The sequence below is a fragment of the Micromonospora parastrephiae genome, from assembly GCF_016802865.1.
GTDB lineage: Bacteria > Actinomycetota > Actinomycetes > Mycobacteriales > Micromonosporaceae > Micromonospora > Micromonospora parastrephiae.
This window is the reverse complement of the sequence record NZ_JAEVHM010000069.1, coordinates 1-26589: the sequence shown is the minus strand read 5'-3', so window position 1 is coordinate 26589 and position 26589 is coordinate 1. Positions and strand designations below refer to the sequence as shown.

Below are 26589 nucleotides of genomic sequence, written 5' to 3'. Positions count from 1 at the left end.
GGGGTGGGTGGGGGTTAGACGCGGGGTGGGGGCCAGGCCGGTAGGTGAGGGGCGTCTACCAGGGCGTGCCAGCTCGCCTCCACCACGTTGGGGTGGAGCGCCCACGGTGGTCCAGTCGCGGCCGTCGCTGTCGGCGGTCTCCAGGAGAACCCGGGTGACCGCACCCGTGCCGTGGCTGCCCTCCAGGATGCGCACCTTGTAGTCGGCCAGCTCGAAGTCGCGCAGTTGCGGGTAGTGCCGGGCCAGCCCGACCCGCAGCGCCTCGTCCAGGGCGTTGACCGGGCCGTTGCCCTCGGCGGTGGCGATGACGCGTTCGCCGCGTACGCGGATCTTCACGGTCGCCTCGGAGACCACGGCCCCGTCCTCGCGGTGTTCCACGAGCACCCGGTACGACTCCAGGGTGAACGGTCGGGCCGGGCCGCCTTCTGGCAGCTCGGACCGGACGAGCAGCTCGAACGAGGCGTCGGCGGCTTCGAAGGACCAGCCGCCGGCCTCCAGTTCCTTGACCCGCTTGGTGACCCGGGTCAGCGCCTCCGGACGGCCGGCCAGGTCCAGGCCGAGCTCACGACTTTTGAGTTCGACGCTGGCCCGGCCGGCCATCTCGGTCACCAGAATCCGCATGTCGTTGCCCACCACCGACGGGTCCACGTGGTTGTAGAGCAACGGGTCGACCTTGATCGCGCTCGCGTGCAGCCCCGCCTTGTGGGCGAAGGCGGCGGCCCCGGCGTACGCCTGGTGGGTGTCGGGGGCGATGTTGGCGATCTCGGCGATGGCGTGCGAGACCCGCACCATCTGCGCCAGGCAGCCGTCGGGTAGGACGGGCATGCCCAGCTTGAGTTGGAGGTTGGCGACGACGGCGAAGATGTCGGCGTTGCCGGGGCGTTCGCCGTACCCGTTGGCGGTGCCCTGGACGTGCCGGACACCCGCCTCCACCGCGGCGATCGTGTTGGCCACCGCGCAGGCGGTGTCGTTCTGCGCGTGCATCCCGAACAGCCCGGCGTCGACCCCGAGCCGGTTGGTCAGGTCGAGGATCGCCGCGGTCACCTGGGACGGCAGCATGCCGCCGTTGGTGTCGCAGAGCACCATGCGTTCGGCGCCGGCGGCGAGCGCGGTCTGCACCACGGCTGCGCCGTACGCCGGGTCGTGCCGGTAGCCGTCGAAGAAGTGTTCGCCGTCGACGAAGACCCGACGTCCCTCACCGACGAGGTGGGTGACGGTGTCGTGGATCATCGCCAGGTTCTCGGCGCCGGTGGTGCGCAGCGCGCGCTCGACGTGCCGGATGTCGGCCTTGGCGACCAGGGCGATCGCCGGGGTCTGCGCGTCCAGGAGACCGCGCACCTGGGGGTCGTCGGCGACCGCGACGCCGGCTTTGCGGGTGGCGCCGAAGGCGACGAGTACGGCGTGCCGCAGGGTCAGCTCGGTGCGCGCCCGGCGGAAGAACTCGGTGTCCTTGGGCACCGCTCCCGGCCAGCCGCCCTCGATGAAGCCGACGCCGAACTCGTCGAGCAGCCGGGCCACGGCCAGCTTGTCGACCACCGAGTAGGTGAGCCCCTCGCGCTGGGCGCCGTCGCGCAACGTCGTGTCGTAGACCTGGAACGTCATCAGGATCCTTTCTCGGAGCAACAAAAAGACCTCCCGCGGATGCGGGAGGTCTGCGCGCTCGGCGGAGGGGAGAGCCGGCGCGCTAGGTCGCAATAATCAGGGCGGTGCTGGTCACGACGGCTACTCTGCCACCCCTCCCCAGTTTTTGGGAGCACTTATCCACATCGCGGGATGATGACGCAGCGTGGCCAGACAGGACGGCTCGTCGCTCGTGGTCGACTTCACCGTTCACCAAGCCACCCACCGGCGGAAAACGCCTACGGCGTGCCGGCGGTCACCGGCTGCGGGGTCTGCCCGGAGTCGCACGTGAAGGCGCTGCGCGGCAGCGGCTTCACCCGCGAGCAGGTGCACGAGGCGCTGCGGATCTCCGCTGTGGTGCACGCCGCCGCGGTCACGCTGGACGCCGAGTCCGCACTGGCCTGAGCCAGGTACGCCCCGACGGGCCGATGCCGCACCCGCGGTCTCGGCCCGTCGCCGTTTCCGGCCCCCGACGGCCGGGTAGCTCCTGCGGGGACGGACGCACCGCACCCACCGCCGCCGAGGCGATCGGCGACAGTCAGGAGTGAACGGCATGGACAGGATCGACCCGCACGCCGCCCACGCCGGGCCGGACCCGCTGCGCGGCGGCGACCAGGGCACCGTGCCCGGCGGCGCGCCGGCCGGCGCCTTCGACCCCTGGCGCTACCGGGACCAGGCCGGGGTGGCCGACGCCGACCTGGTCGGCTACAAGGTCGAGGCAACCGACGGTGGAATCGGCAAGATCGACAGTGCCAGCCACGAGGTGGACGGCAGCTACCTGGTGGTGGACACCGGCCCATGGATTTTCGGCAAGAAGGTGATGCTGCCGGCCGGCACGGTCAACCAGGTCGACCACGACCAGCGCACCGTCTCCGTCGACCGGACCCGCGACCAGATCAAGGCCGCCCCGGAGTACGACGAGACCAGCCACAGTGATCCGGCGTACCGGGACCAGCTGGGCGGCTACTACGACGAGACGTACGGCGCGCTCCCGCCCGGAACGGCGCGATGACGATCGGACTCGACGGCCGGTGGGGCGAAGCCCCCGCCGGCCGTACCGTGTCAGCGTGGACGCCCTCGACGAGAACCGTCACATCCCGCTGCCCGCGACCTTCAACTTCCGCGACGTCGGTGGCTACGTCGGCCACGACGGCCGCACCGTGCGCCGGGGCCGCCTCTACCGCTCCGACTCCCTGCACCGCCTCGACGAGCAGGACCGCGACGCGTTCGCGGCGATCGGCGTCCGTACCGTCATCGACCTGCGCCGCCCGAGCGAGGTGGAACGCGACGGTCGGGTGCCGGCGTACCCGGGGCTGGTCTACCAGCACATCCACCCGGAGCACGCGGACTGGGCCGAGACGCCGCACGAGGAGGACGCGAGCCTCGCCCGCTACCTCGCGGACCGTTACGCCGACCTGGCTCAGACCGGCACCGCCGGGCTGGCCGAGGCGGTCGGGCTGATCGCGGACTCCACGAACGCCCCGGTGGTGGTGCACTGCGTGGCGGGCAAGGACCGCACCGGCATCGTGTGCGCGCTGACCCTCGCCGTGCTGGGCGTCGACGACGCCGACATCGTCGCGGACTACGCGCTGAGCACCGAGGCGTCGGCCCGGTTCAGTGCCTGGTTGGCCGAGACCATGCCGGACGGGGTGGACGTGCCGGCGCCGTTCCTGGCCTCACCCGCCGAGGCGATGCAGATTTTCCTGGATGAGCTGCGCGCGGGGCACGGCTCGATCGAGGGGTACCTGCGTCACGCCGGGGTGACCGACGCGCAGCTCGCGGCCCTGCGCGAGCACCTGCTCGACGAGGTCTAGTCCGCCGCGCCGCCCGTCCGGGCGGACGGGCCGGTCTGCGGTGGACGTCAGAGGACCCGGTGCACCCAGCCGTGCGGGTCGGCGGCCTTGCCCCGCTGGATGTCGACCAGCTGCTGGCGCAGGGACATGGTGACCCGGCCCGACTCGCCGCCGCCGATGAGGAACTCGCCGTCGGGGAAACGAACCCCGCCGATCGGGGTGATCACCGCGGCGGTGCCGCAGGCGAAGACCTCGCGGAGCCGGCCGCTGGCCGCGTCGGCCTGCCAGTCGGCGAAGGAGACCGGCCGCTCCTCGACCCGGTGCCCGGCCTTCCCGGCGAGCGTCATGATCGCATCGCGGGTGATGCCCGGCAGGATCGTGCCGGTCAGCGGCGGGGTGACCACCGAGTCGTCGTCGTAGACGAAGAAGACGTTCATGCCGCCCAACTCGTCGACGAAGCGGCGCTCCACCGCGTCCAGGAAGACGACCTGGTCGCAGCCGGCCTCGATGGCTTCGGCCTGAGCTGCCAGGGACGCCGCGTAGTTGCCGCCGCACTTGGCGCGCCGGTGCCGCCGGGCGCCGCCCGGGTGTAGTCCGGGGAGACCCAGACGGTGACCGGCTTGATCCCGCCGGTGAAGTACGCGCCGACCGGCGAGGCGATCACCATGTACAGGTATTCGTTGGCCGGGCGGACGCCGAGGAAGACCTCGCTGCCGAACATGAACGGCCGCAGGTAGAGGCTGCCGTCCTCGCCGGTCGGGATCCACTCCTGGTCGATCTCGATGAGTTTGTGCAGCGAGTCGACGAAGACCTCGGGCGGCAGCGTCGGCATCGCCATCCGCTGCGCCGACGTGACGAACCGGGCGGCGTTGGCGTCCGGCCGGAACATGGTCACGCCACCGTCGGCGGTCCGGTACGCCTTCAGCCCTTCGAAGATCTCCTGCGCGTAGTGCAGGACCGCGCTGGCCGGGTCCATCGGGATCGGCCCCCGCGCCTCCACCCGGGCGTCGTACCAGCCCTTGCCGTCGGCGTACCGGACGGTGACCATGTGGTCGGTGAACACCCGACCGAACCCGGGGTTGGCCAGCAGGGCGGCCCGGTCGGCGGCGGATACCGGCGCGGGATTCGGACGGATCTCGAAGTCGAGCTTGTCACCACCGCTCATCGCGCTGACCTCCCTGCGGGACAACGGCATGCGGGATCGCACACCGACATGGCTGTGCCAGAAACTTACCCCGAACGGTCGTTCAGCGGGTAGCGCCGCTCGGGGCGGGGCGGAGTGCCCGGACAGGCGGATGCCGGCTCGCCCGTTGGTCGGGCCGGGCCGGAAGTCAGGCTACGGCGTGGGCCGCGAGCCGGTCGCCGACCTCTGCGGTCCGCAGTGCTACGCCCGGGGCCCGGCCGGCCAGCTCGGCGGCGACCGCCGCGTTGACCCGGGCAGCGGCCTCGGCGTGCCCGAGTTGCTCCAGCAGCAGCGCGGCGGAGAGCACCGCGGCGACCGGGTCGGCGACGCCCTGACCGGCGATGTCCGGCGCGGAGCCGTGCACCGGCTCGAACATCGACGGGTACGCCCCCTCGGGGTTGATGCAGCCGCTGGCGGCCAGCCCGATACCGCCGGTGACGGCGGCGGCGATGTCGGTGAGGATGTCGCCGAAGAGGTTGTCGGTGACCACCACGTCGTAGCGCTGCGGCTGGGTGACCAGGAACATCGCGGCCGCGTCGACGTGCTGGTACTCGGTGGCGACGTCCGGGTGCTCGGCGGCGACCGCGTCGAAGGTACGCGCCCACAGCGACCCGGCGTGGGTGAGCACGTTCGTCTTGTGCACGAGCGTGACCTTGCGTTGTTCCCGGCGACCGGCTCGGGCGAACGCGTCACGGATCACCCGCTCGACGCCGTGCCGGGTGTTGAGGCTCTCCTCGGTGGCGACCTCGGCGGGGGTGTCGCGGTGCAGCGAGCCACCGGCGCCGGCGTAGAGACCCTCGGTGCCCTCGCGGACCACCACCAGGTCGACCTCGCCCGGCTTGACGTTGCCGAGCGGCCCGGCGACGCCGGGCCAGAGCCGGGACGGGCGCAGGTTGACGTACTGGTCGAAGGCGAACCGGAGCTTGAGCAGCAGCCCGCGCTCCAGCACGCCCGGCGGAACCGTCGGGTCACCGACCGCGCCGAGCAGGATCGCGTCGTGCCCCGCCAACTCGGCCAGGACCGAGTCGGGCAGGACCTCTCCGGTACGGTGCCAGCGGGCGGCGCCGAGGTCGTACTCGGTGGCCTGCACGCCGGGCAGCACCGCGTCGAGGACCTTGCGGGCCTGCGCGACAACCTCAGGCCCGATGCCGTCCCCGGCCACCACCGCGATCCGCGCCACGCCCGACTCCCTACGTTTCGACTGCCCGTTCGGCAACGGTACGTCCCCGTCCCGCCTCCCGGTACGAATGTTCCAAACTCTGGGACGCGCGGATCCACAGCACCCTCTCAGCGCAGATTCACCGGCCGATCATCTCCGCTGCCTAGGGTGAGGGTCTGCGGGTCACGGGGGCCCGCGATCGGCGTCGCGACGGCGCGGCGCCAACTGCGAGGGGGCAGATGCGATGCGCATCGACGAGCAGCCGCGGACCCGCTGGCCGGACCCGTCAGCGTTCCGCAACCGTCGTCCGGATTTCCGGCTCGGCGGCCGACGGCACCGGATCGACCCGGCCGGCGCCGCCCAGGGCCGGATCGCGGTGCGGCACACCGTACGCACCGGCACCGCCGAGTACACCCTGATCCTGAACGCCCCCGAGTGGCTCGGTCACCGGGGTGTCGGCGAGGCTCTACGGGACAGCGTCGCCGAGCTGCGCGCCATCGACCTCACCTACGGCCCGAACCGGCCGGACAGCCTGGTCTCCCGGTTGCGCCGAGGTGAGATCAGCCCCGACTCGTACCCCCCGCTGGCGGACCTGGTGGACCGCTGCGCGGCGATGCGCGCCGCCACCGACGGATGGTTCGACGCCTGGGCGGTGCCGGGTGGCTTCGATCCGGGTGGCCTGCTCGGCGGCTGGGCCGTGGAACGCGCCGCCGAGCGGCTCCGCGCCGCGGGCGTCCACGACTACGCCGTGCTCACCGGCGCCGACCTGGTGGTCCGCGGTCACGCGCCGCACGGCGGGCCATGGCGAGTGGCCGTACATCACCCGACCGCGCCCGAGCGCGCGCCGCTGGTGCTGGAGATGACCGCCGGCGCGGTCGGCACCTCCGGGGTGACCGGGCGGCAGGGGCACGTGGTGGACCCGCACACCGGCGAGCCGGCCGACCACCTCGTCGCCGCCACCGTCGTCGGCCCCGACCTGACGGTCGCCGACGCCTACGCCACGGCGCTGTACGCCGCCGGCGCCACCGGCCTGGCGTGGTTCCGGGGAAGCTCCGACTACCGTGCGCTCTTCGCCCACCGGCGCTGAGCGGAACGTCGCCACACCGAGCGTCGTCTCCCCGCGGCGCTCCGGCCCGATTCGCACCTCGGCCGCCCGTCGGTCGGCCGGTCGGGCCTGCGATCGGCCCCCACAGCCTCGGCAACGGCCGTGGGGGCCGGTCAGCGACGAGTGCGCGTGGCTCGCACAATCGAGGGGTGCGGACCGGTCGGGCCGGACGTCGACCGCGCCACCCGAAGACGGGCCGACGCCGCGAACTCGGCCAGTGACCGCAGTCGTACGCTAGCGAATCGACGCAACTCGACGCAAGAGTCTCCACAGCGGACCGTCCCGGACGGAGTGTGGGAGATCGGCGATTGGCCTGCGGCGAGGCAGTTTCGACATGGTGAACGACGGATGGCACGCTGTCCGCCGTGAGTTTCGATCTGAGTGTGTGGGCCCTGGAGGACGGGGCGACGCCCGAGGACGTGCGGGCAGCGGTCGAGGGTTGCCGGCAGGGGCGGCACGTGGACCGTTACCCGGACGCGCGAGTTGTCGCCTTCTACCGGGCGATCACCGCCTCCTATCCGGACCGGCACCCCCGCCCGGACAGCCCGTGGGCGGTGGCGCCACTGCACGCCGCCCACGACCACGTCGAGCTGAACCTGCATCCGACCTGCCCGGACCAGGTGCTGCTGGACATCGAACGGCTGGCCGGCGAACACGGGCTGATGCTCTTCGACCCGCAGGACGGGTCGGTCTACCCGCCCCCGGCCCGGATGCCCGGCTGACCGACCCGGGCGGCGGGACACCCCACCCCGGGTACGACGAAGGGGCCCAGCGAATCGCCGGGCCCCCCGTGGTGCTGCCGTGACTACTCGTCGCGCAGGTCCGCCGCGCTGGCCGCCGTCGCGCCGATCGACTCGGCCGCCGAGGTGAGCAGGTCGGCGCCGAGCGCCTGGTCGACGGTGAGCGTCATCAGCGTCTCGCCGCCGGCCTCGCGCCGGGCCACCTGCATGGCGGCGATGTTGATGCCCGACTCGCCGAGCAGGGTGCCGACGGTGCCGACGACGCCCGGGCGGTCGACGTAGCGCAGGAAGAGCAGGATGCCCTCCGCGCCGATCTCCACGTCGAAGCCGTCCACCTCGGTCAGCTTGAGCACGTCGCGGGCACCCGAGTGGGTGACCGTGCCGGAGACGCTGACCGTCCGGCCGTCCGGCAGCGCGCCGCGCACGGTGACCAGGGTGGGCTGCTCCGCCGTCTCGGCGAGGCTGGCCAGGGTGACCTCGACGCCACGCTCGGCGGCCAGGTGCGGCGCGTTGACGTAGGTGACCTGCTCCTCGACCACGGAGCTGAACAGGCCCTTCGTCGCGGCGAGCTTGAGCACCGACACGTCGTGCGCGACGATCTCGCCACGGACCTCGACCGTGACGCTGGCGGCGACGCCGCCGGCGACCGCGTTGAACGCCCGGCCGAGCTTCTCGGCCAACGGCAGCAGCGGCCGCACGTCCTCGGCGACCACGCCGCCGGCCTGCACGTTGACCGCGTCCGGAACGAACTCGCCCTGCAACGCCAGCTTCACGCTCCTGGCCACCGCCAGGCCCGCCTTGTCCTGCGCCTCGTGCGTGGAGGCACCCAGGTGCGGGGTGGCCACCACGTTGTCGAAGGCGAACAGCGGTGAGGACGTGCAGGGCTCCTTGCTGTACACGTCCACGCCCGCGCCGGCGACCCGCCCCTCGGCGATGGCGTCGGCGAGCGCCTGCTCGTCGACGAGGCCACCACGGGCGGCGTTGACGATGCGGACGCCCGGCTTGACGATCGCCAGTTCCTTCTCACCGATCAGGCCCACCGTCTCGGGCGTCTTCGGCAGGTGGATCGAGATGAAGTCGCTCTCCCGCAGCAGCTCCTCCAGCCCGACCAGGCGGACGCCGAGCTGTGCCGCCCGCGCCGGCTGGATGTACGGGTCGTACGCGATGAGCCGGGTGCCGAACGCGGCGATGCGGGACGCGAAGAGCACGCCGATGCGGCCGAGCCCGACCACGCCGACGGTCTTGCCCTGCAGCTCGACGCCTGTGTACTTCGACCGCTTCCACTCCCCCGCCTTGAGCGCGGCGCTGGCGCTCGCGGTGTTGCGGGCCACGGCGAGCAGCAGCGCGACGGCCTGCTCGGCGGCGGAGACGATGTTCGAGGTGGGTGCGTTGACGACCATGACGCCCCGGGTGGTGGCGGCCGGCACCTCGACGTTGTCCAGCCCGACGCCCGCACGGGCGACCACCTTGAGTCGCGGCGCGGCGGCGATCGCCTCGGCGTCGATCTGGGTCGCGCTGCGCACGATGACGGCGTCAGCCTCGGAGAGCGCCGAGAGCAGGGCCGGACGGTCGGTGCCGTCGACGTGACGGACGTCGAAGTCGTGGGCGAGCACCTCGATGGCGGCGGGGGCGAGTTCTTCGGCGATCAGTACGACAGGATTCATCGGTCCTCGTAGACGTCGTGTTTGCGATCGGCTCGGGCGGCAAGGCGCCGCACTGCGCCCTGCGCTGGTCCGTGCCGTGGCCGTCAGGTGCCGGCTCTGCGCACCTACCCGCGATCGTAGGGGCTCGCTGGTCGCGTGTTCCGGTCACTGGGGTGAGTGCCCTCACACGCCGGGTCGGGCCACGGACATCACCCGTTCACCTCGCCGACACGGTCGCTCCGGTCGGCACGGCGCCGCGCGAGGCGTTGGTCACCCGGTCCCACGACGTGGGCACCGGGGGACGGCAGATGCCGGACGGCCCCGGGAGGCGCGTGGGGAGAGCGCCGGCCGGGCGTCCGAAACACGTCGTCCGGTCGAGCCGGACGGTCAGGCGGTCTCGGTGATCGGGCGGTCCACCCAGCTCATCATGCCGCGCAGCTTCTTGCCGGTCTCCTCGATCGGGTGCGCCGCACCCTCGGCCTGCCACTTGGTGAAGTTGGGCCGGCCGGCCTCGTCCTCGGCGACCCACTCACGGGCGAACTCGCCGGACTGGATCTCACCCAGGATCTTGCGCATCTCGTCCTTGACCCGGGAGTCGATGATGCGGTGGCCGCGGGAGAGGTCGCCGTACTCGGCGGTGTCGGAGATGCTGTAGCGCATCTTCGCGATGCCGCCCTCGTACATCAGGTCGACGATCAGCTTCAGCTCGTGCAGGCACTCGAAGTAGGCCACCTCGGGGGCGTAGCCCGCCTCGGTGAGCACCTCGAAACCGGTCTGCACCAGCGCCGCGGCACCGCCGCAGAGCACCGCCTGCTCGCCGAAGAGGTCGGTCTCGGTCTCCTCGGTGAAGGTGGTCCTGATCGCGCCGGCACGGGTGCCGCCGATCCCCTTGGCGTACGCCAGGGCCAGGGCGAGGGCGTTGCCGCTGGCGTCCTGCTCGACGGCGACCAGGCAGGGCACGCCCTTGCCGTCGGAGTACTGGCGGCGGACCAGGTGGCCGGGGCCCTTCGGCGCGACCATCGCCACGTCCACCTCGGCCGGCGGCTTGATGAGGCCGTAGCGGATGTTGAAGCCGTGGCCGAAGAAGATCGCCTTGCCGGGAGCCAGGTTCGGGGCGATCGACTCGGTGTACAGGGCGCGCTGGGCGGTGTCCGGTGCGAGCACCATGATCACATCGGCCTCGGCGGCGGCCTGCGCCGGCGTGACGACCCGCAGGCCCTGCTCCTCGGCCTTGGGACGGCTCTTCGAGCCCTCCGGCAGACCGATCACCACGTCGACGCCGGAGTCGCGCAGCGACAGCGCGTGGGCGTGCCCCTGGCTGCCGTAGCCGATCACCGCGACCTTCTTGGCCTGGATCAGGCCGAGGTCGGCATCGTCGTCGTAGTACACCTCAACGCTCATGAGAACTTCCCTTTCGTACGACGGCCTCGGTGGCCCGTCGTGGTCTGTGCGGATGGGTCAGGCGGCCCGCAGCGCGGGACCGGCGGTGATCGAACGCGAGCCGCGCCCGATCGCCACCAGCCCGGACTGGACCATTTCCTTGATGCCGAAGGGCTCGAGGTCGCGCAGCAGCGCGTCGAGCTTGTCAGGGGTGCCGGTGGCCTCGATGGTCAGCGTTTCAGGTGCGACGTCGACCACCCGGGCGCGGAACAGGTTGACCGTCTCCAGCACCTGGGCCCGCGCGGACCGGTCGGCGCGGACCTTCACCAGCAGCAACTCCCGGGCGACCGAGACCTGCGGGTCCAACTCAACGATCTTGAGTACGTTGACCAGCTTGTTGAGCTGCTTGGTGACCTGTTCCAGGGGGGACGACTCCGCGTTGACCACGATGGTGATCCGGGAGACGTCCGGGTTCTCCGTCTCGCCGACGGCGAGGCTGTCGATGTTGAACCCGCGCCGGGAGAACAGGCCGGAGACCCGGGCGAGGACACCGGGCTTGTTCTCCACGAGGACCGAGAGGGTGTGCATCGTCATGCCATGGCCTCGCTTCGCTCGGTCATGGCATGGCCATGCGCATCACTGAGCTTGATGATTCGTTCGCTTCGCTCACTCATGGTCAGATGTCATCCTCGTCGAAGGCCGGGCGGACGCCGCGGGCGAACATGATCTCGTCGTTGCTGGTGCCGGCCGCGACCATCGGCCAGACCATGGCGTCCTTGCCGACCACGAAGTCGATCACCACGGGGGCGTCGTTGATCTCCATGGCGGCGGCGATGGTCTTGTCCACGTCGTCGGCGTTCTCGCAGCGCAGCCCCACGCACCCCAACGCCTCGGCGAGCTTGACGAAGTCGGGGATGCGGTGCTTGTGGGTGCCCAGCTCGGTGTTGGAGTACCGCTCGTTGTAGAACAGCGTCTGCCACTGCCGGACCATGCCGAGATTGCCGTTGTTGATCACGGCGATCTTGACCGGGATGCCCTCCAGCGCGCAGGTGGCCAACTCCTGGTTCGTCATTTGGAAGCAGCCGTCACCGTCGACCGCCCACACCACCGTGTCCGGCTTGCCGACCTTGGCGCCCATCGCCGCCGGCACCGCGTAGCCCATCGTGCCGAGCCCGCCGGAATTCAACCAGGTGTACGGCTTCTCGTAGGAGATGAACTGCGACGCCCACATCTGGTGCTGACCCACACCGGCCACGAAGATCGCGTCCGGCCCGACGATCTCGCCCAGCCGCTTGATCACGTACTGCGGGGAGAGAGTGCCGTCGGCCGGCTCGTCGTAGCCCAGCGGGTAGCGGTCCCGCAGGTCGTTCAGCTGGGTCCACCAGTCCCCCAGGTCGGCGCCGCGCCCCGTCGACCGCTCGACCGTCACGGCGGCGATCAGCTCGTCGATGACGTGCTTGGCGTCGCCCACGATCGGCACGTCCGCGTGCCGGTTCTTGCCGATCTCCGCCGGGTCGATGTCGGCGTGCACCACCGAAGCGTCCGGGGCGAACGAATCCAGCTTGCCGGTGACCCGGTCGTCGAACCGCGCGCCCAGGGCGACGATCAGATCCGCCTTCTGCAGCCCGTACACGGCGGCGACGGTGCCGTGCATGCCCGGCATCCCCAGGTGCTGCGCGTGCGAGTCGGGGAACGCCCCGAGCGCCATCAGGGTGGTGACCACCGGAATGCCGGTCAGCTCGGCCAGCTGGCGCAGCCCGTCGGTGGCGCCGGCCTTGAGCACCCCGCCACCGACGTAGAGCACCGGCCGGCGGGCGGCGGCCATCAGCCGGGCCGCCTCCCGGATCTGCTTGCCGTGCGGGTGCAGGGTGGGCCGGTAGCCGGGCAGGTCCAGGGTGGGCGGCCAGGCGAAGGTCGTCGACGCCTGGAGCACGTCCTTGGGGATGTCGACCAGCACCGGCCCGGGCCGCCCGGTGCTGGCCAGGTGGAACGCCTCGGCCAGCACCTGCGGGATCTCCTCGGCGCTCTGCACCAGGAAGTTGTGCTTCGTGATCGGCAGGGTGATGCCCTGGATGTCCGCCTCCTGGAAGGCGTCGGTGCCGATCGACGGGCGGGCCACCTGGCCGGTGATCGCCACCATCGCCACCGAGTCCATGTACGCGTCGGCGATCGGCGTGACCAGGTTGGTCGCGCCCGGCCCGGAGGTGGCGATGCAGACGCCGACCTTGCCGGTGGCCTGCGCGTACCCGGTCGCCGCATGCCCGGCGCCCTGCTCGTGCCGGACCAGGATGTGCCGGACGGTGGAGTCGTAGAGCGGGTCGTACGCCGGCAGGATCGCGCCACCCGGGATGCCGAAGACGACGTCGACGCCGAGCGCCTCAAGGGACCGCACGAGCGAGCCGGCGCCGGACACCTGGGCCGGAGCTGTGGGGCGTACCGCCGGGGTGGCCGGGCTGGCCGCGGCGCGCGTGGTGGCGGGGTCGACGTCGCTCGCCGGCTCGGCGGCCGCGCGGGCCCGCCGGGCGGTGTGGGCGAGGGTCTCGGGCGTGGGTCTCGTCATGGCGGTTCTGGCCTTCGGCTGGAGCGGCTGGGGCTTGTTCAGCGATGCGACTCGGGCGGGGCCCGTCGCGACAGGTTCCGACGGCAATAAAAACGGCCCTCGTGCAGATGCACGGGGCCAGCGCACTCTCGATGAGGGAGAGTGCGCTCAGTAAGTACTCGCAGCGACCGGTACGACGACATGCGGCTAAGCCTGACGCATCTCACGCGATGAGTCAACTGATCCCACATGTTGGTTAACGGAGGGCGGCGCGTCGGCCTGCGACGCGCCATCACCAGCCGGTTTGACCTGCCCGGACCCGCCCGGGGCCCGGCGTTGCGTGGGCAGCGCGGCGGGACGCGCACCCGGCGACGTCGCCGCCTCCAGCATCGCCTCCAGGTGCTCCGCCGGCACACCCCAGCCGAAGAGCGCGCCCTGACCGAACCGGCAACCGGCGGCCACCACCGCGGCCAACTCGGTCGGCGTGGTCACCCCCTCGGCGATCACCTCCAGCCCCAACTGGTGGCCCAGCCGCATCACGATGTCGACCATCGGCGCGAACGCCGGGCCGTCCTGGCCCACCGGGCGGACCGGCTCGTGCTCGGCGACCAGGCTGTGGTCGATCTTCAGGATGTCGATCGGCAGGCGACGCAGCTGCCCCAGCGACGAGTAGCCGGCGCCGAAGTCGTCCAACGCGATCCGTACGCCGGTCAGCCGCAACGCGGTCAGCCGTCGGATCAGCTCGTCCAGGTCGGTCGCGACGGCGTGCTCGGTGACCTCCAGTACCAGCCGCTGCGGCGGTACGTGGTGGGCGCGCAGCGCCTCGGCGACCTGCACCACGTACTCCGGTGCGTGCAGCTCGCGTGGGGAGACGTTCACCGACACCCAGACGTCGTGCCCGTCGGCCAGCCAACGGGAGAGCTGGTAGCAGGCCTGGTGCAGCACCCACGCGCCGAGCGTGGAGATCATCCCGCACTCCTCGGCCAGCGGGATGAACTCGTCCGGGCGGACGTTGCCCAGCTCGGGATGGTGCCAGCGGAGCAGCGCCTCGGCCCCGACCGGGCGCACCGACGGCAGCGAGGCCACCGGCTGGAACGCCAGCCGCAGCTCGTCGCGGTCGATCGCGCCGCGCAGCTCGTGCTCCAGCGTCGTCCGCCGGCGCAGCAGTTGGTCGTAGGTGGCGTCGTAGCGTTCGATCCGGTTCTTGCCGCGCTGCTTGGCGTACCGCAGTGCCAGGTCGGCGTGGCGCAGCAGCAGCTCCACGTCCGGCTCGCCGGCCCAACCGGCCACCCCGATGCTCACCGACAGGAAGACCGGCCCCTCCGGCTGGTCGTACGGCCGGTTGACCACCCCGAGCAGCCGCTCGGCGACCCGGTCCGCGTCGGCCGGCCGGCCCTGCATGAGTACGGCGAACTCGTCGCCACCGAGCCGGGCCGCCACGTCGCCGGGGCGCAGGTTGCCGCGCAGCCGGCGGCCCACCTCGGCCAGCACGGCGTCGCCCACGTCGTGGCCGCGCATGTCGTTGACGTGCTTGAAGCCGTCCAGATCCAGACCGAGCAGGACGCACGGAGTGCCCGCCGCCGCGCTGTCGTGCAGCGCGCGCAGCAGCCCGCGCCGGTTGGCCAACGAGGTCAGCGGATCGGTGTGCGCCAGCTCGCGGAAGTGCGCCTCCCGCTCGGCCAGCCGGCCGGCGTAGTCCCGAACGTCCTTGAGGGTGAGGTACTGCCGGGCCACCAGGGCGAAACCCTCCACGCTGCCGGCCACGATGCCCGCCGCCGTGAACCGGCCGTCCTGGATGAGGTGGTACATCGCCGAGGCGGCCATCGCCAGCATCGGGGCGAGCGCGTACCCGCCGTCGCGACCGATCAGGTCCAGCTCGACCTGCCCCGGCCGGTCGGCCCGGTACACGGCGAGCGCGACGCTCAGCAGGCCGGCGGCGAGCACCACCCCGCCGGTCAGCGCCACCACCGGCCCGGCCTGGCAGAGCCCCGCGCTCAGGCCCAGACCGCCGCAGCTCACCGCGCTGATGCCGGCGCCGAGCGCGGCCAGCCGCCGACGCGGGGCGGCGGCCCGGAAGAAGATGATCAAGGCGAGCCCGGCGGCGAGCGCGGCGCTCACCGTGGCGAGCAGGATCGCCGGGCAGGCCATCGGGGTGGCGGCGCCGAGGAGCCGGCTGGGCTCGGAGAAGAGCACCCAGCCGACGAACCACAGCGCGGCCGCCATGGTCAGGCCGTCCAGGGCGAGCCGGGCGGTCCCCGCGGCGGTGGCGGCCACCCCGGGCAGCCGGAGCAGACCGGCCGCGAACGTCAGCCCGCTCACCGCGGTGCCGACCGCCGCCACGGTGGCCCAGCCGGTGCGCTGCCCCTGCTCGTGGGCCCAGTGCTCGTTCGCGGCGAGCGCCGCCACCACGCCGACCACGAGGCTGAGCAGAGAACTCCCGGCCGCCACCGCGAGGAGCAGGTGCGCCGGCCGACGCGGCCCGCTGCGGCACCGGGCCACCACGGCCAGCAGGACGACGGCCGCGGCGGCGACGAGCCCGCTCAGCGCCGCGACCGCGACCATGCCCGGGGGGAGATGCACGTCCTCCAGAGTGCCGGATGAGCGCTCGCCGTGGGGGACCAGGTGTGCATCTGTTGGGACACGGGCCCCACACCCGATGGTGGACGCCGCGGCGGTGTCATGCTGATAGACATGCCTGAGCTGCGGTCGAAGACCTCCACGCACGGTCGGACGATGGCCGGCGCCCGGGCCCTCTGGCGGGCCACCGGGATGACCGACGACGATTTCGGCAAGCCGATCGTCGCCATCGCCAACAGTTTCACCCAGTTCGTCCCCGGTCACGTACACCTCAAGGACATGGGTGGCCTGGTCGCCGACGCCGTCGCCGAGGCCGGCGGCGTGGGTCGGGAGTTCAACACCATCGCCGTCGACGACGGCATCGCGATGGGCCACGGCGGGATGCTCTACTCGCTGCCCAGCCGCGAGCTGATCGCCGACGCCGTGGAGTACATGGTCAACGCGCACTGTGCGGACGCCCTGGTCTGCATCTCCAACTGCGACAAGATCACCCCGGGGATGCTGCTGGCCGCGCTGCGGCTCAACATCCCGACCGTCTTCGTCTCCGGTGGCCCGATGGAGGCCGGCAAGACGATGGCGATCGAAGGCGTCGTGCACAGCAAGATCGACCTGATCGACGCGATGATCGCCTCCTCGAACGAGGCGGTCACCGACGAGCAGCTCGGCGAGATCGAACGCTCCGCCTGCCCGACCTGCGGCTCCTGCTCCGGCATGTTCACCGCCAACTCGATGAACTGCCTCACCGAGGCCATCGGCCTGGCGCTGCCCGGCAACGGCTCGACGCTGGCCACCCACGCCGCGCGCAGGTCGCTCTTCGTCGAGGCCGGCCGCACCGTCGTGGAGATCGCCAAGCGCTGGTACGACGGCGACGACGACTCGGTGCTGCCCCGCGCGGTCGCCTCCAAGGCCGCCTTCGAGAACGCCGTCGCCCTCGACGTGGCGATGGGCGGTTCCACCAACACGGTGCTGCACCTGCTCGCCGCCGCCCGCGAGGCGGAACTGGACTTCGGCGTCGCCGACATCGACGCGATCTCCCGGCGGGTGCCCTGCCTGGCCAAGGTCGCGCCGAACTCGCCGATGTACCACATGGAGGACGTGCACCGGGCCGGCGGGATCCCGGCGATCCTCGGGGAACTGGACCGGGCCGGGCAGCTCAACCGGGACGTGCACGCCGTGCACTCGCCCTCGCTGGCCCAGTGGCTGACCGACTGGGACGTGCGCGGCGGCTCACCCACCCCGACCGCGGTCGAGTTGTTCCACGCGGCGCCCGGCGGGGTGCGCACCACCGAGCCGTTCTCCACCACCAACCGCTGGTCGTCGCTGGACACCGACGCGGCCGGCGGCTGCATCCGCGACCGCGACCACGCGTACTCCGCCGACGGCGGCCTGGCCATCCTGCACGGCAACCTGGCCCCGGAGGGCTGCGTCGTGAAGACCGCCGGCGTCCCGGAGGAGTGCCTGACCTTCCGCGGGCCGGCGAAGGTCTACGAGTCGCAGGACGACGCCGTGACCGCGATCCTCGCCAAGGAGATCGTCGCGGGCGACGTCGTGGTGATCCGGTACGAGGGGCCGAAGGGTGGCCCCGGTATGCAGGAGATGCTCTATCCCACCTCGTTCCTCAAGGGACGCGGACTGGGCCGATCCTGCGCGCTGCTCACCGACGGACGCTTCTCCGGCGGCACCTCCGGGCTCTCCATCGGCCACGCCTCCCCCGAGGCCGCCTCCGGTGGGCTGATCGCCCTGGTCCGCGAGGGCGACGAGATCGTCATCGACATCCCGGGCCGGTCCATCGAGCTGAACGTGCCGGCCGACGAGTTGGAGGCGCGACGGGTGGCCGAGGAGAAGCGCGACAAGCCGTACACCCCGATCGACCGGCAGCGGCCGGTGTCGGCGGCCCTGCGCGCGTACGCCTCGATGGCCACCTCGGCCAGCGACGGCGCCTACCGCCGCGTCCCGGAGTAACCAGCCGCAGCCAGCCCGCTTGATCTACACCAGATCGCCGATGTCGGGGTATCCCGTCGACGCGGACACACCGATATCGGCGTTCACGTGTCGATCACGGGCTACCGGCCCCGCGCTGAAGCGGGCCGACCACGGGCCGCGCCGGCGCAGACAGTCATCGTCGGTCCCTCTCGCATCGACCAGCGGCGCATGATCGTGCTCGAACATGGAAGTAGTGGCTCCCTGTCGAGGGAGGCCACTACTTCACGGATCGAGCGCGATCATGGGACGTCAGTCGATGTCGTTGACGCAGCGCAGCACCGGCCGGGCGGTGAGGGCCACGGCGTCCAGCAGCCCGTCGGCCCGCACGGTGAAGGTCGTCGACTCGCCGGGCAGCAGGGTGACCATGGCCCTGTCCACAGTGGCGGAGCCGTCGAGGCGGTCCGGGAAGAGCGTCAGGTCACGCAGCACCGTGCGGGCGGTGACCCGGACCCGCTGACCACCGTCGAACGGTTCGACCGTCGCGTCCCACGCCGCCGCCGGCCAGTCCACGTCCCGGTCCTCGGCGAAGAACCAGAGCGCCCGCTCCGCGCTGTCCCCCGCCTCGGCGACCAGCAGCTCCCGCCGGGCCTCGTCCGGCCGGGCCAGCTCCGCCGGCAGTGGCAGCGTCACCGCCGAGTACGCGGGGACGTCCAGCTCCAGCGTCGTCTTCGCCCGGGGCTCACCGGTGAGGGTTCCCCGGGTCACCGAGGCCGACGCCCGCCACGCGGTGCCGCCGTCGTTGACCGCGACCAGGGCCAGTCCGCCGTCGCGGGGCTGCACGGTGAGGAGCCGATCGGCGTACGCGTGGCGCAGCGCGTACCACAGGGGTTTGCGTCGGCCGTCGCCGTCGACGCGACCAGGACGTGACCGGCCAGCAGTCGTTGAGCTGCCAGACGATGGTGCCAGCGCAGACGCCCCGGTGTGAGCGGAAGTGCTCCACGCCGAGCTGGATGGCCCGGGCCTGGTTGAGCTGGGTGAGATAGTGCCAGTCGTCGAAGTCGGCCGGGGTGGGCAGGTGCGCGTCCAGGCCCCGCTGGAGCTTCGCGTCGCCGCCGGCCGCCTTCTGGTGGTGCGCCATGCCCGGCGAGTCGGGGGCCAGGGGTTCGTCGCTGAGCGCGCGGCGGAGGGTGGCGTACGTGGGCGGACCCTGGTAGCCGAACTCGGCGACGAAGCGCGGCACGTACTCCCGGTACTTCGTGTAGTCGTCGGTGTTCCACACGTCCCAGATGTGGGTGGTGCCGTGCGCCGGGTCGTTGGGGTGGATCGTGTCGGTGCCCGACCAGGGGCTGCCCGGCCAGTACGGGCGGGTCGGGTCCAACTCGCCGACGATGCGGGGCAGAACGTCGAGGTAGTAGCCGCGCCCCCAGGTGCGCCCGGCGAGCGGCTCCTGCCAGTCCCAGTCGTGCCAGCCCCAGATGTTCTCGTTGTTGCCGGTCCAGAGCACCAGCGACGGGTGCGGTGCCAGCCGCGTCACCTGCTCGGCGGCCTCGGCGGCCACCTCGCTGCCGAACGGTTCCTCCTCCGGGTAGGCGGCGCAGGCGAAGAGGAAGTCCTGCTGGACGAGCAGTCCACGTTCGTCGGCGAGGTCGTAGAAGTCCTCCGACTCGTACCGGCCGCCGCCCCAGACGCGCAGCAGGTTGACGTTCGCCTCGGCGGCCTGGTCGAACCGCTCGGCCAGCCGGTCCCGGGTGATCCGGGTGGGGAACACGTCGTCCGGGATCCAGTTGACCCCGCGGACGAAGACCGGCACGTCGTTGACCGACAACACGAACGGAGTGCCGTGCTCGTCGGGTGTGGTGTCCAGGCGGACCGAGCGGAAGCCGATCTGCCGGGACCAGCCGTCCAGGGTGTCGCCGTCCGGCGCGTGCAGGGTCACCTCCAGCGGGTGGCGCGCCTGCTCGCCGTACCCCCGGGGCCACCACAGCGCGGGTTCGCGGACGGCGAGGGTCAGCACGGCCGTGCGCTGCCCGGCCGGGACGACCACCTCGGCGGTGGCGCCGGCGGCGGCGGCCCGGACGGTCAGCGGGACGTCCGCGACCCGCTCGACCTCGACGTGCAGCTCGACCCGACCGTCGCGGCCGGCGAGGGTGACCAGCGGCCGGACGGTGGCCAGCCGGGCCGTGGACCAGGCGTGCAGGCCGATCTCCTGCCAGATGCCGGCGGTGACCAGCGTCGGACCCCAGTCCCAGCCGAAGTTGCAGGCCATCTTGCGGACGAAGTGGAACGGCTCCGGATAGGCGTTGGGCCGGTCACCGAGCCGCTCCTGCTGCGCCTCGGCGTAGCGGTAGGCGGAGTCGAACGCGACGACCAGGTCGTTGTCGCCGTCGCGCAGCAACGACCGGACGTCGAACCGGTAGCCACGGTGCATGTTCTCGGTACGGCCGACCTCGACGCCGTTGACGCTGATGGTGGCGACGGTGTCCAGGCCGGCGCAGACCAGGTCGACGCGCTCGGCGTCGCCCGCCCGGTGCACGAAGGTGGTCTGGTAGCTCCAGTCGGTGCGCCCGATCCAGGCCAACGCCAGCTCGTTGTCGTCGAGGTAGGGATCGGGGATCAGCCCGGCGTCGAGCAGGTCGGTGTGTACGCAACCGGGCACGGTCGCCGGTACGGCACGGCCGGCGATCGTGCCCGGCACCTGCGCCTCGGATGTCGCCCGCAGGGTCCAGCCGTCGTGGAGTGCCTGTCGACTCAAGACTTCACCGCACCTTCCATGATTCCGCGGACGATCTGGCGTCCACCGATGAACAGCATGACCAGCAGGGGGATCGTCGCCACGAACGCCCCGGCGAGTACCCGACGGTAGATGACGTAGTTGCCGCTGGCCAGGTCGGAGATGGCGACCATCGACGTCGGGAAGTCGGTGCCGCCCAGGGTGATCAGCGGCCACTGGAAGTCGTTCCAGGTCGCGACGAACGTCAGCAGGCCGAGCACCGCGAGGGCCGGCCGGATCGCCGGCAGGACGACGGACCGGTAGACCCGCATGGTGGTCGCGCCGTCCATCCGAGCCGACTCGATCAGCTCGTCCGGGACGGTGTTGAGGATGAACTGCCGCATGTAGAAGACGCCGAACGCGGTGACCAGGCCGGGCACGATGACCGCCAGCAGGGTGCCGTTCCAACCCAGCTTGCCCATCACGATGTAGAGCGCGACGACGCCGAGTTGGTTGGGCACGGTGAGGGTGAGCACCACGAACAGCATCAGCCACCGGCTGCCGGCGAAGCGCAGCTTGGCGAAGGCGAACCCGGCCAGCGAGCAGAAGAACAGCATCGAGACGGTCACCACGGTCGAGACGATGACGCTGTTGACCAGCGAGGCGGCGAAGTAGACGTCCTGGAGGGTGAAGACCTCGTCCAGGTTGACCAGGAACCGGTCCCCGGGGATCACGGCGGGTGGGATCTGGGCCAGGGCCTCGTCGGTGCTGGTGGCGATGACGAACATCCAGTACAGCGGGAACGCCGCGAAGAGCATGGTGGTGGCGAGCAGCAGGTACGTTCCGATGCCGGCCGGGGTGTCCTGCGGCGCGCGGCCCATCAGGGCGGCCCGCCGACGGCGGGTCGCGGTGACCGCCGGGCGTGGTGGTGCGGTGTCGACGGCGCTCACCTGGATCGCCCTCCGGAGAGTCGGTTGGTCAGCAGGGTGTTGATTCCGGCCACGACCAGGATGATCAGGAAGAGTGCCCAGCTCATCGCCGCGGCGTAGCCGAGGTTGAGGTCCTTCCATCCGACCTTGTAGATGAGTTGGGCGATGGTCTGCCACTCGCCGTTCGGTCCGCCGGTGGCGGCCTGGGCGTTGAGGTCGAACAGCATCGGCTCGACGAAGAGCTGGAACCCGCCGATGGTGGACAGGATGACGGTGAACACGATCACCGGTTGGATCATCGGCACGGTGATCCGCCAGAGCTGACGCCAGGGCCCGGCGCCGTCGACAGCGGCGGCCTCGTAGACGTCACGCGGAATGGACTGCATGGCGGCCAGGTACAGCAGTGCGTTGTAGCCGATCCACTTCCAGTTGACCATGGTGGCGATGGCGATCCAGGCGTGCAGCTTGTCGGCCCGCCAGTTGATTGGTTCGTCGCCGCCGACGCCGAACAGGCCGAGCACCCAGTTGGCCATGCCGAAGTCGCGGGAGAAGAAGACGCTGAACACCATCGTCGAGGCGACGATCGGGGTGACGTACGGCAGCAGCACCCCGACCCGCCACCAGGTCTGCGCCCGCAGACGGCGGTTCAGCAGGGACGCCACGATCAGCGCCAGCAGCAGTTGCGGCACCGAGGAGAGCAGGAAGATGCCGAAGGTGTTGTAGAGCGCGTTCCAGAAGTCCTCGTCACCGAAGAGCTGACGGAAGTTGTCCAGGCCCGCCCAGCCGGCCGCGGTGGGGTCGTCCAGCCGGTAGGTGCGCAGCGCGATGACGCCGTTGAAGACCAACGGGAACAGGCCGAACACCAGGAAGATCAGGAAGAAGGGCGCGATGAGCAGGTACGGCATGTACCGCGTGTCGAACCGGTACAGCCGGTCGCGCCAGCCGAGCCGGCGGTGGTGGTGGTCCGGATCGGTGCCGTGGCCGTGCCGGCCGTCGGCTCGGGTCGACGTCGCGGGGGCGGCGCGTGTCGTGGACATCGGAGACACTCCAGGGCGGGGGGACAGGGGTACGGACGCCGAGCGGCGCGGGAGCGTCCCGACGCCGGGCCGCTCCCGCACCGGAGGTTCAGGACCTGCTGGCCTTCTCGGCCTCCTTGACCGCCTCCGCCCAGGCTTCCTCCGGCTTGAGGGTCTTGTTCTGCACCCGGATCAGCACGTTCTCCACGGCCACCCGGGTGGGGCCGTTCTTCCTGCCCAGGTACTGCGGGGTGAGGCCCTGCGCCATCTTCGGGAAGATCTGCCCGACCGGCGCGTTGTTGAAGAACGGGTTCTTGAAGTCGGCGATGGCCGCGTCGCTGTAGAGGGCCGGCTGTGACGGCAGGTTGCCGACCTTCTTGAAGATCTCGATCTGCTGCTCGGGCTGGACCAGCCACTCCAACAGCTTGTACGCCTCGTCGACGTGCTTGCTCTGCTTGGGGATGGTCAGGAAGGAGCCGCCCCAGTTGCCGCCGCCACCGGGCACCGCCGCGATGTCCCACTTGCCCTGGGTGCCGGGCGCGGTGTCCTTGATGTGCCCGAGCATCCAGGCCGGGCAGGCGAGCACCGCGAAGGAACCGCTGGTGAAGCCCTTGTCCCAGTCGGCCTGGAAGGTGGCCAGGTTGGCGGAGAGACCGCCCTGGATCGCCTTGATCGTGTAGTCGAACGCGATCTTCGGGCCCTGCTCCATCTGGAGCTGGTCCTGGTCGTTGTAGAAGCCGACCGGCTGCTGGCCGAGGATCGGGTTGAACAGGTTGCTGCCCGCGTCGATGAACTTCTTCTTGCTGGTGGCGGTGTAGTTCTGGCCGACCTCGATGAACTTGTCCCAGGTGGGCCAGAGAGCGGAGACCTGGTCGCGTTCGGTGGGCAGACCGGCGGCCTTGAACAGGTCGGTGCGGTAGCACATGGCGAGGCCACCGGTGTCGGTGCCGAGGCCGATCTGGGTCCTGCCGTCGGCGGAGAGCGACTGCTTCCACTTCCAGGGCAGGTACTTGCTCTCGTACGAGCCGGCGCCCTTGTCGAGCAGGTTGACGAACTTGTCGGACTGGCTGCGGAACTGCACCATGAAGCCCTCGTCGATGGCGGCGATGTCCGGTGCGCCGGAGCCGGCGACGAGCTTCTTCTGCAGGTCCTCGTGCTGGGCGTTGTACTCACCGGAGTTCAGCTGGATCTTGACGTTCGGGTTGGCCGTCTCGTACTTCGTCTTGAGGTCCTGGAGGCCGAAGTCGCCCCAGAAGTTGATCTTCAGGGTGACCCGCCCGTCCGTGGTGCCGGAATCCTGACCGCTCTTGCCGCTGCACGCGGCGACCAGGGTCAGGCCGACCGCCCCCACGGCGACCGTGCGGGCCCATCGGGTCCAGGACCGTTCCATGTTCATCCTCCGAGCATGTGGAAACGCTCCCGGCATCGAGAGGCGTTGACTGAACCGGATAAGTGAGGCCACCGTACGGTCCGGTTCCGGGAGTGTCAACGGTCGGTCAAATCCGCCTACGATCGACACACCGAACTGCGGGAAACAGCGCGAAAACGCGTGGTGGAGCGCTTTCTCTGGCAGCTCCGCGCACCGGCCGGCACACCGACAGCGCCGAGCCACCGGTACGCTGAACCGGGCAAGTGCACGGCCTACGGGCTCGCCCACCTGACCGTGGACGGTCGGCCAACGGCAACCGGTGCCGATTGCGCTAGGTTGAGGCCGCGGACGCCGGCCCACCGGCCCGGGCACCGGCCGCGACAGTCAGGACCCCCGCCCGGGGCGGAGAGTGAAGGAGCACGCCGGTGAAGCGGCCGACCATCGCCGACGTCGCCCGACGCGCCGGAGTGTCCAAGGGTGCCGTGTCGTACGCGCTGAACGGGCAGCCCGGTGTCTCCGAGGCCACCCGGCAACGCATCCTGGCCATCGCCACGGAGATCGGCTTCAGCCCGAGCAGCGCCGCGCGCGCCCTCTCCGGGGCCACCGCCGAGGCGGTCGGACTGGCCCTGTGCCGGCCCGCCCGCATACTGGGCATCGAGCCCTTCTTCATGGAGCTCATCAGCGGCGTCGAGGCCGAACTCTCCGCCCGTTCGTACGCGCTGACCCTCCAGGTGGTGGCCGACCAGGACGCCGAGATCGCGGTCTACCGGCGCTGGTGGGGCGAGCGCCGGGTCGACGGCGTGCTCGTCTGCGACCTGCGCACCGACGACCGTCGCATTCCCGCACTCGAACAGCTCCAACTTCCGGCCGTGGTGATCGGCGGGCCCGGCGGCACCGGCGACCTGGCCAGCGTCTGGTCCGACGACGCCGCCGCACTGACCGAGGCCGTGGAGTACCTGGTCGCGCTCGGGCACCGACGGATCGCCCGGGTCGGCGGCCTGCCCGACCTGCGGCACACCGAGATCCGCACCGACGCCTTCACGGCGGTGTGCCGACAACTCGGCCTGGTCGACGCGGTGACGGTCTGGTCCGACTACACCGGCGAGGAGGGCGGCCGAGCGACCCGCCGGCTGCTCAGCTCCGCCCAGCGGCCCACCGCGGTCATCTACGACAACGACGTCATGGCCATCGCGGGGCTGTCCGTCGCGCAGGAGATGGGGCTCACCGTGCCGGGCGACCTGTCCATCGTGGCCTGGGACGACTCGCCACTCTGCCGACTCGTGCACCCGCCCCTGACCGCGCTGGGCCGGGACATCCCCGCGTACGGGGCACACGCGGCCCGCCAACTCCTCGCCGTCATCGCCGGACAGCCCGCCAGCCGGGTACAGGACGAGACGCCGCACCTGACCCCGCGCGGCAGCACCGCACCGCCCCGGGAGAGGTGAACCGGTTCACTGTCGGGTGTTCAGCGGGACGCCGACGGAAACTCCTCGAAGTACGCCTCGACGCGCTCGGCGGTAGCCGGCCGGGCCAGCGCGAAGCCCTGCCCGTACCGGCAGCCGGCCCGCTGCGCCCCCTCGACCTGTGTGGCCGCCTCCAACTCCTCGGCGACGATCTCCACCCCCAGCCGCTCACCGACGTTGACCACCACGTCGATCAACGGCGGCTGCCCGACCGGCCGCGCGCCCACCAGCTCCGGGCCCACCTTGAGCAGGTCGATCGGCAGCCGGCGCAGCTGGGCCAGCGAGGCGTGCTCGGCCCGGAAGTCGTCCAGCGCGGTGCGGACGCCCAACGACCGCAGCCCGGCCAACCGGGCCACCACGGTCGACAGGTCCGCGGCGATCCTCGGCTCGGACACCTCGACCACCAGCCGCTCCGGCGACACCCCGTACGCGGCCAGCACAGCCGCGGCGCGCTGCACAAAGTCGGGCGTGGTCAGCTCCCGGGTGGTGACGTTGACCGCCATCCACAACTCCCGCACGCCTGCCGACCAGTTGGCCAACTGTCGGCAGGCCCGATCCAGCACCCACCACTCCAACTCACCGACCAGATCCAGGTCCTCCGCGACCGGCAGCAGCTCGGCGGGAAGCACCGTGCCGAGCACCGGGCTGCGCCACCGCAGCAGCGCCTCCGCGCCCACCGGCTGCCGGTCGGCCAGGTCGAGCACCGGCTGGTAGACGAGGTCCAACTCGCCGCGCGCCACCGCACCGGGCAGCTCGCGTTCCAGGTCGAGCCGGCGGACCAGCTGCTCCTCCAGGAACGCGTCGTACCACTCGACCCGGTCCCGGCCCAGCTGCACGGCCCGTCGGCGGGCCAGCTCGGCCTGACGGAGCACGTCCGCCGGCCCGGCACCGCTCACCTCGGCGAGCCCGATGCTCGCCTGCACCCGCACGGTCGACCCGCCGAGCAGATAGGGCGGGGCGAGCGCGGCCAGCAGTCGGGTGCCCAACGCGTACGCCAGCACCGGCCCCGCGGCGGTGACCACCGCGAACCCGGCTCCCGTGCACTCGGTGACCACATCGCCGGACGCCACGACCGCGCGTGCCCGGGCGACCGCCTCGGCCACCATGTCCTCCCGCGCGGACGGGCCGAGCACCTCGGCTCCGTGCAGGTCCACCACCAGGCAGCGCGCCGCCGGCGCCGGCACGTCGCCGATCGCGGCGAGGGCGTCCAGCAGGGCCGCCCGATCCCCGAGGCCACCACCACCCGCCGCCGGAACGGATCGCCGGTCGAGCGTCGACCAGGCGGCACCGCCGTCCGACGGCCAGGCCGCGTCGAGGCCGTTCGAGGCGACGGCACCGGAGCGCTCGGTCGCGTCGACGCGCCCGGAAGCTGATTACCGGGCGGAGACGGCTCCGTCCCCGGCCACCGTGACGGCGTCGCTCGGCGGTGCCGGACCGCGC

Annotated in this window: 18 protein-coding genes and 3 pseudogenes; 7 read left to right on the top strand and 14 right to left on the bottom strand. The window is 71.6% G+C overall.

The genetic code is table 11. The annotated features are described in order from the left end of the window. Positions 1–14: 14 nt before the first annotated feature. Positions 15–1602 (bottom strand): annotated as a pseudogene (gene cimA, locus JNW91_RS15965) (citramalate synthase). A 264-nt stretch (positions 1603–1866) separates the two neighbouring features. Between cimA and JNW91_RS33615 the strand changes: the two are divergent. The 3 genes from JNW91_RS33615 (at position 1867) to JNW91_RS15950 (ending at position 3434) form a co-directional block, all read left to right on the top strand. Then, on the top strand, positions 1867–2025 hold the full coding sequence (locus JNW91_RS33615) for a carboxymuconolactone decarboxylase family protein (RefSeq protein ID WP_309244384.1): 159 nt from the start codon (positions 1867–1869) through the stop codon (positions 2023–2025). 148 nt (positions 2026–2173) lie between these two features. After that, on the top strand, positions 2174–2632 hold the full coding sequence (locus tag JNW91_RS15955; protein WP_203176079.1) for a PRC-barrel domain containing protein: 459 nt from the start codon (positions 2174–2176) through the stop codon (positions 2630–2632). A 55-nt stretch (positions 2633–2687) separates the two neighbouring features. Continuing rightward, entirely contained in the window at positions 2688–3434 is a 747-nt protein-coding gene (locus tag JNW91_RS15950; protein WP_309244383.1) for a tyrosine-protein phosphatase, read from the top strand. A gap of 47 nt (positions 3435–3481) precedes the next feature. Here the strand turns inward: JNW91_RS15950 and JNW91_RS15945 are convergent. Together JNW91_RS15945 and JNW91_RS15940 are read right to left on the bottom strand one after the other, a co-directional pair. Next, positions 3482–4578: pseudogene (locus JNW91_RS15945) on the bottom strand (branched-chain amino acid aminotransferase). Between the two features lie 166 nt (positions 4579–4744). Further along, positions 4745–5776: a 3-isopropylmalate dehydrogenase gene (locus JNW91_RS15940; RefSeq protein ID WP_203176077.1), complete on the bottom strand. Its 1032-nt coding sequence runs from the start codon at positions 5774–5776 to the stop codon at positions 4745–4747. Between the two features lie 223 nt (positions 5777–5999). Here JNW91_RS15940 and JNW91_RS15935 point away from each other — a divergent pair, with 223 nt between their 5' ends. Then, entirely contained in the window at positions 6000–6842 is an 843-nt protein-coding gene (locus JNW91_RS15935; RefSeq protein WP_203176068.1) for an FAD:protein FMN transferase, read from the top strand. 383 nt (positions 6843–7225) lie between these two features. Further along, positions 7226–7582 (top strand): hypothetical protein, encoded by a 357-nt coding sequence (locus tag JNW91_RS15930; RefSeq protein WP_203176066.1) that lies wholly within the window; start codon positions 7226–7228, stop codon positions 7580–7582. Between the two features lie 83 nt (positions 7583–7665). Here JNW91_RS15930 and serA read toward each other — a convergent pair whose 3' ends face one another. The 5 genes from serA to JNW91_RS15905 all read right to left on the bottom strand — a co-directional run bounded on the left by serA (position 7666) and on the right by JNW91_RS15905 (position 15724). Then, the gene (gene serA, locus JNW91_RS15925) at positions 7666–9264 is read right to left on the bottom strand and encodes a phosphoglycerate dehydrogenase (RefSeq protein WP_203176064.1); all 1599 of its coding nucleotides are present in this window, start codon (positions 9262–9264) and stop codon (positions 7666–7668) included. Positions 9265–9630: 366 nt separating this feature from the next. Continuing rightward, positions 9631–10644, bottom strand: a complete 1014-nt coding sequence (ilvC, locus tag JNW91_RS15920; RefSeq protein ID WP_203176062.1) for a ketol-acid reductoisomerase — start codon at positions 10642–10644, stop codon at positions 9631–9633. 57 nt (positions 10645–10701) lie between these two features. Further along, the gene (gene ilvN, locus JNW91_RS15915; protein WP_203176060.1) at positions 10702–11217 is read right to left on the bottom strand and encodes an acetolactate synthase small subunit; all 516 of its coding nucleotides are present in this window, start codon (positions 11215–11217) and stop codon (positions 10702–10704) included. An 82-nt stretch (positions 11218–11299) separates the two neighbouring features. After that, positions 11300–13183 (bottom strand): acetolactate synthase large subunit, encoded by a 1884-nt coding sequence (locus tag JNW91_RS15910; protein ID WP_203176056.1) that lies wholly within the window; start codon positions 13181–13183, stop codon positions 11300–11302. 186 nt (positions 13184–13369) lie between these two features. Continuing rightward, positions 13370–15724, bottom strand: coding sequence for a putative bifunctional diguanylate cyclase/phosphodiesterase (locus tag JNW91_RS15905; RefSeq protein WP_238425086.1), 2355 nt, complete (start codon positions 15722–15724; stop codon positions 13370–13372). A 129-nt stretch (positions 15725–15853) separates the two neighbouring features. Between JNW91_RS15905 and ilvD the strand changes: the two genes are divergently transcribed. Further along, complete coding sequence (gene ilvD / locus JNW91_RS15900; protein ID WP_203176049.1) at positions 15854–17701, top strand: dihydroxy-acid dehydratase; 1848 nt, start codon at positions 15854–15856, stop codon at positions 17699–17701. 24 nt (positions 17702–17725) lie between these two features. Here ilvD and JNW91_RS15895 read toward each other — a convergent pair whose 3' ends face one another. From JNW91_RS15895 to JNW91_RS15875, 5 genes and pseudogenes are all read right to left on the bottom strand, one after another. Continuing rightward, positions 17726–17908: a hypothetical protein gene (locus tag JNW91_RS15895; RefSeq protein WP_203176048.1), complete on the bottom strand. Its 183-nt coding sequence runs from the start codon at positions 17906–17908 to the stop codon at positions 17726–17728. A gap of 63 nt (positions 17909–17971) precedes the next feature. Further along, a pseudogene (locus JNW91_RS15890) lies at positions 17972–20414 on the bottom strand (glycoside hydrolase family 2 protein). Beyond that, positions 20411–21253: a carbohydrate ABC transporter permease gene (locus JNW91_RS15885; protein ID WP_203176084.1), complete on the bottom strand. Its 843-nt coding sequence runs from the start codon at positions 21251–21253 to the stop codon at positions 20411–20413. Before JNW91_RS15885 ends, JNW91_RS15890 begins: the two are co-directional and overlap by 4 nt. Positions 21254–21318: 65 nt before the next feature. Next, positions 21319–22338, bottom strand: a complete 1020-nt coding sequence (locus tag JNW91_RS15880; protein ID WP_203176047.1) for a carbohydrate ABC transporter permease — start codon at positions 22336–22338, stop codon at positions 21319–21321. A gap of 88 nt (positions 22339–22426) precedes the next feature. Continuing rightward, on the bottom strand, positions 22427–23713 hold the full coding sequence (locus tag JNW91_RS15875) for an ABC transporter substrate-binding protein (protein WP_238425078.1): 1287 nt from the start codon (positions 23711–23713) through the stop codon (positions 22427–22429). A 398-nt stretch (positions 23714–24111) separates the two neighbouring features. On the opposite strand from JNW91_RS15875, the gene JNW91_RS15870 reads away from it, so the two are divergent. Next, positions 24112–25131, top strand: coding sequence for a LacI family DNA-binding transcriptional regulator (locus JNW91_RS15870; RefSeq protein ID WP_203176045.1), 1020 nt, complete (start codon positions 24112–24114; stop codon positions 25129–25131). Between the two features lie 20 nt (positions 25132–25151). On the opposite strand, the gene JNW91_RS15865 is transcribed toward JNW91_RS15870, so the two are convergent. After that, the gene (locus JNW91_RS15865; protein WP_309244382.1) at positions 25152–26333 is read right to left on the bottom strand and encodes a GGDEF domain-containing phosphodiesterase; all 1182 of its coding nucleotides are present in this window, start codon (positions 26331–26333) and stop codon (positions 25152–25154) included. Positions 26334–26589 lie beyond the last annotated feature (256 nt).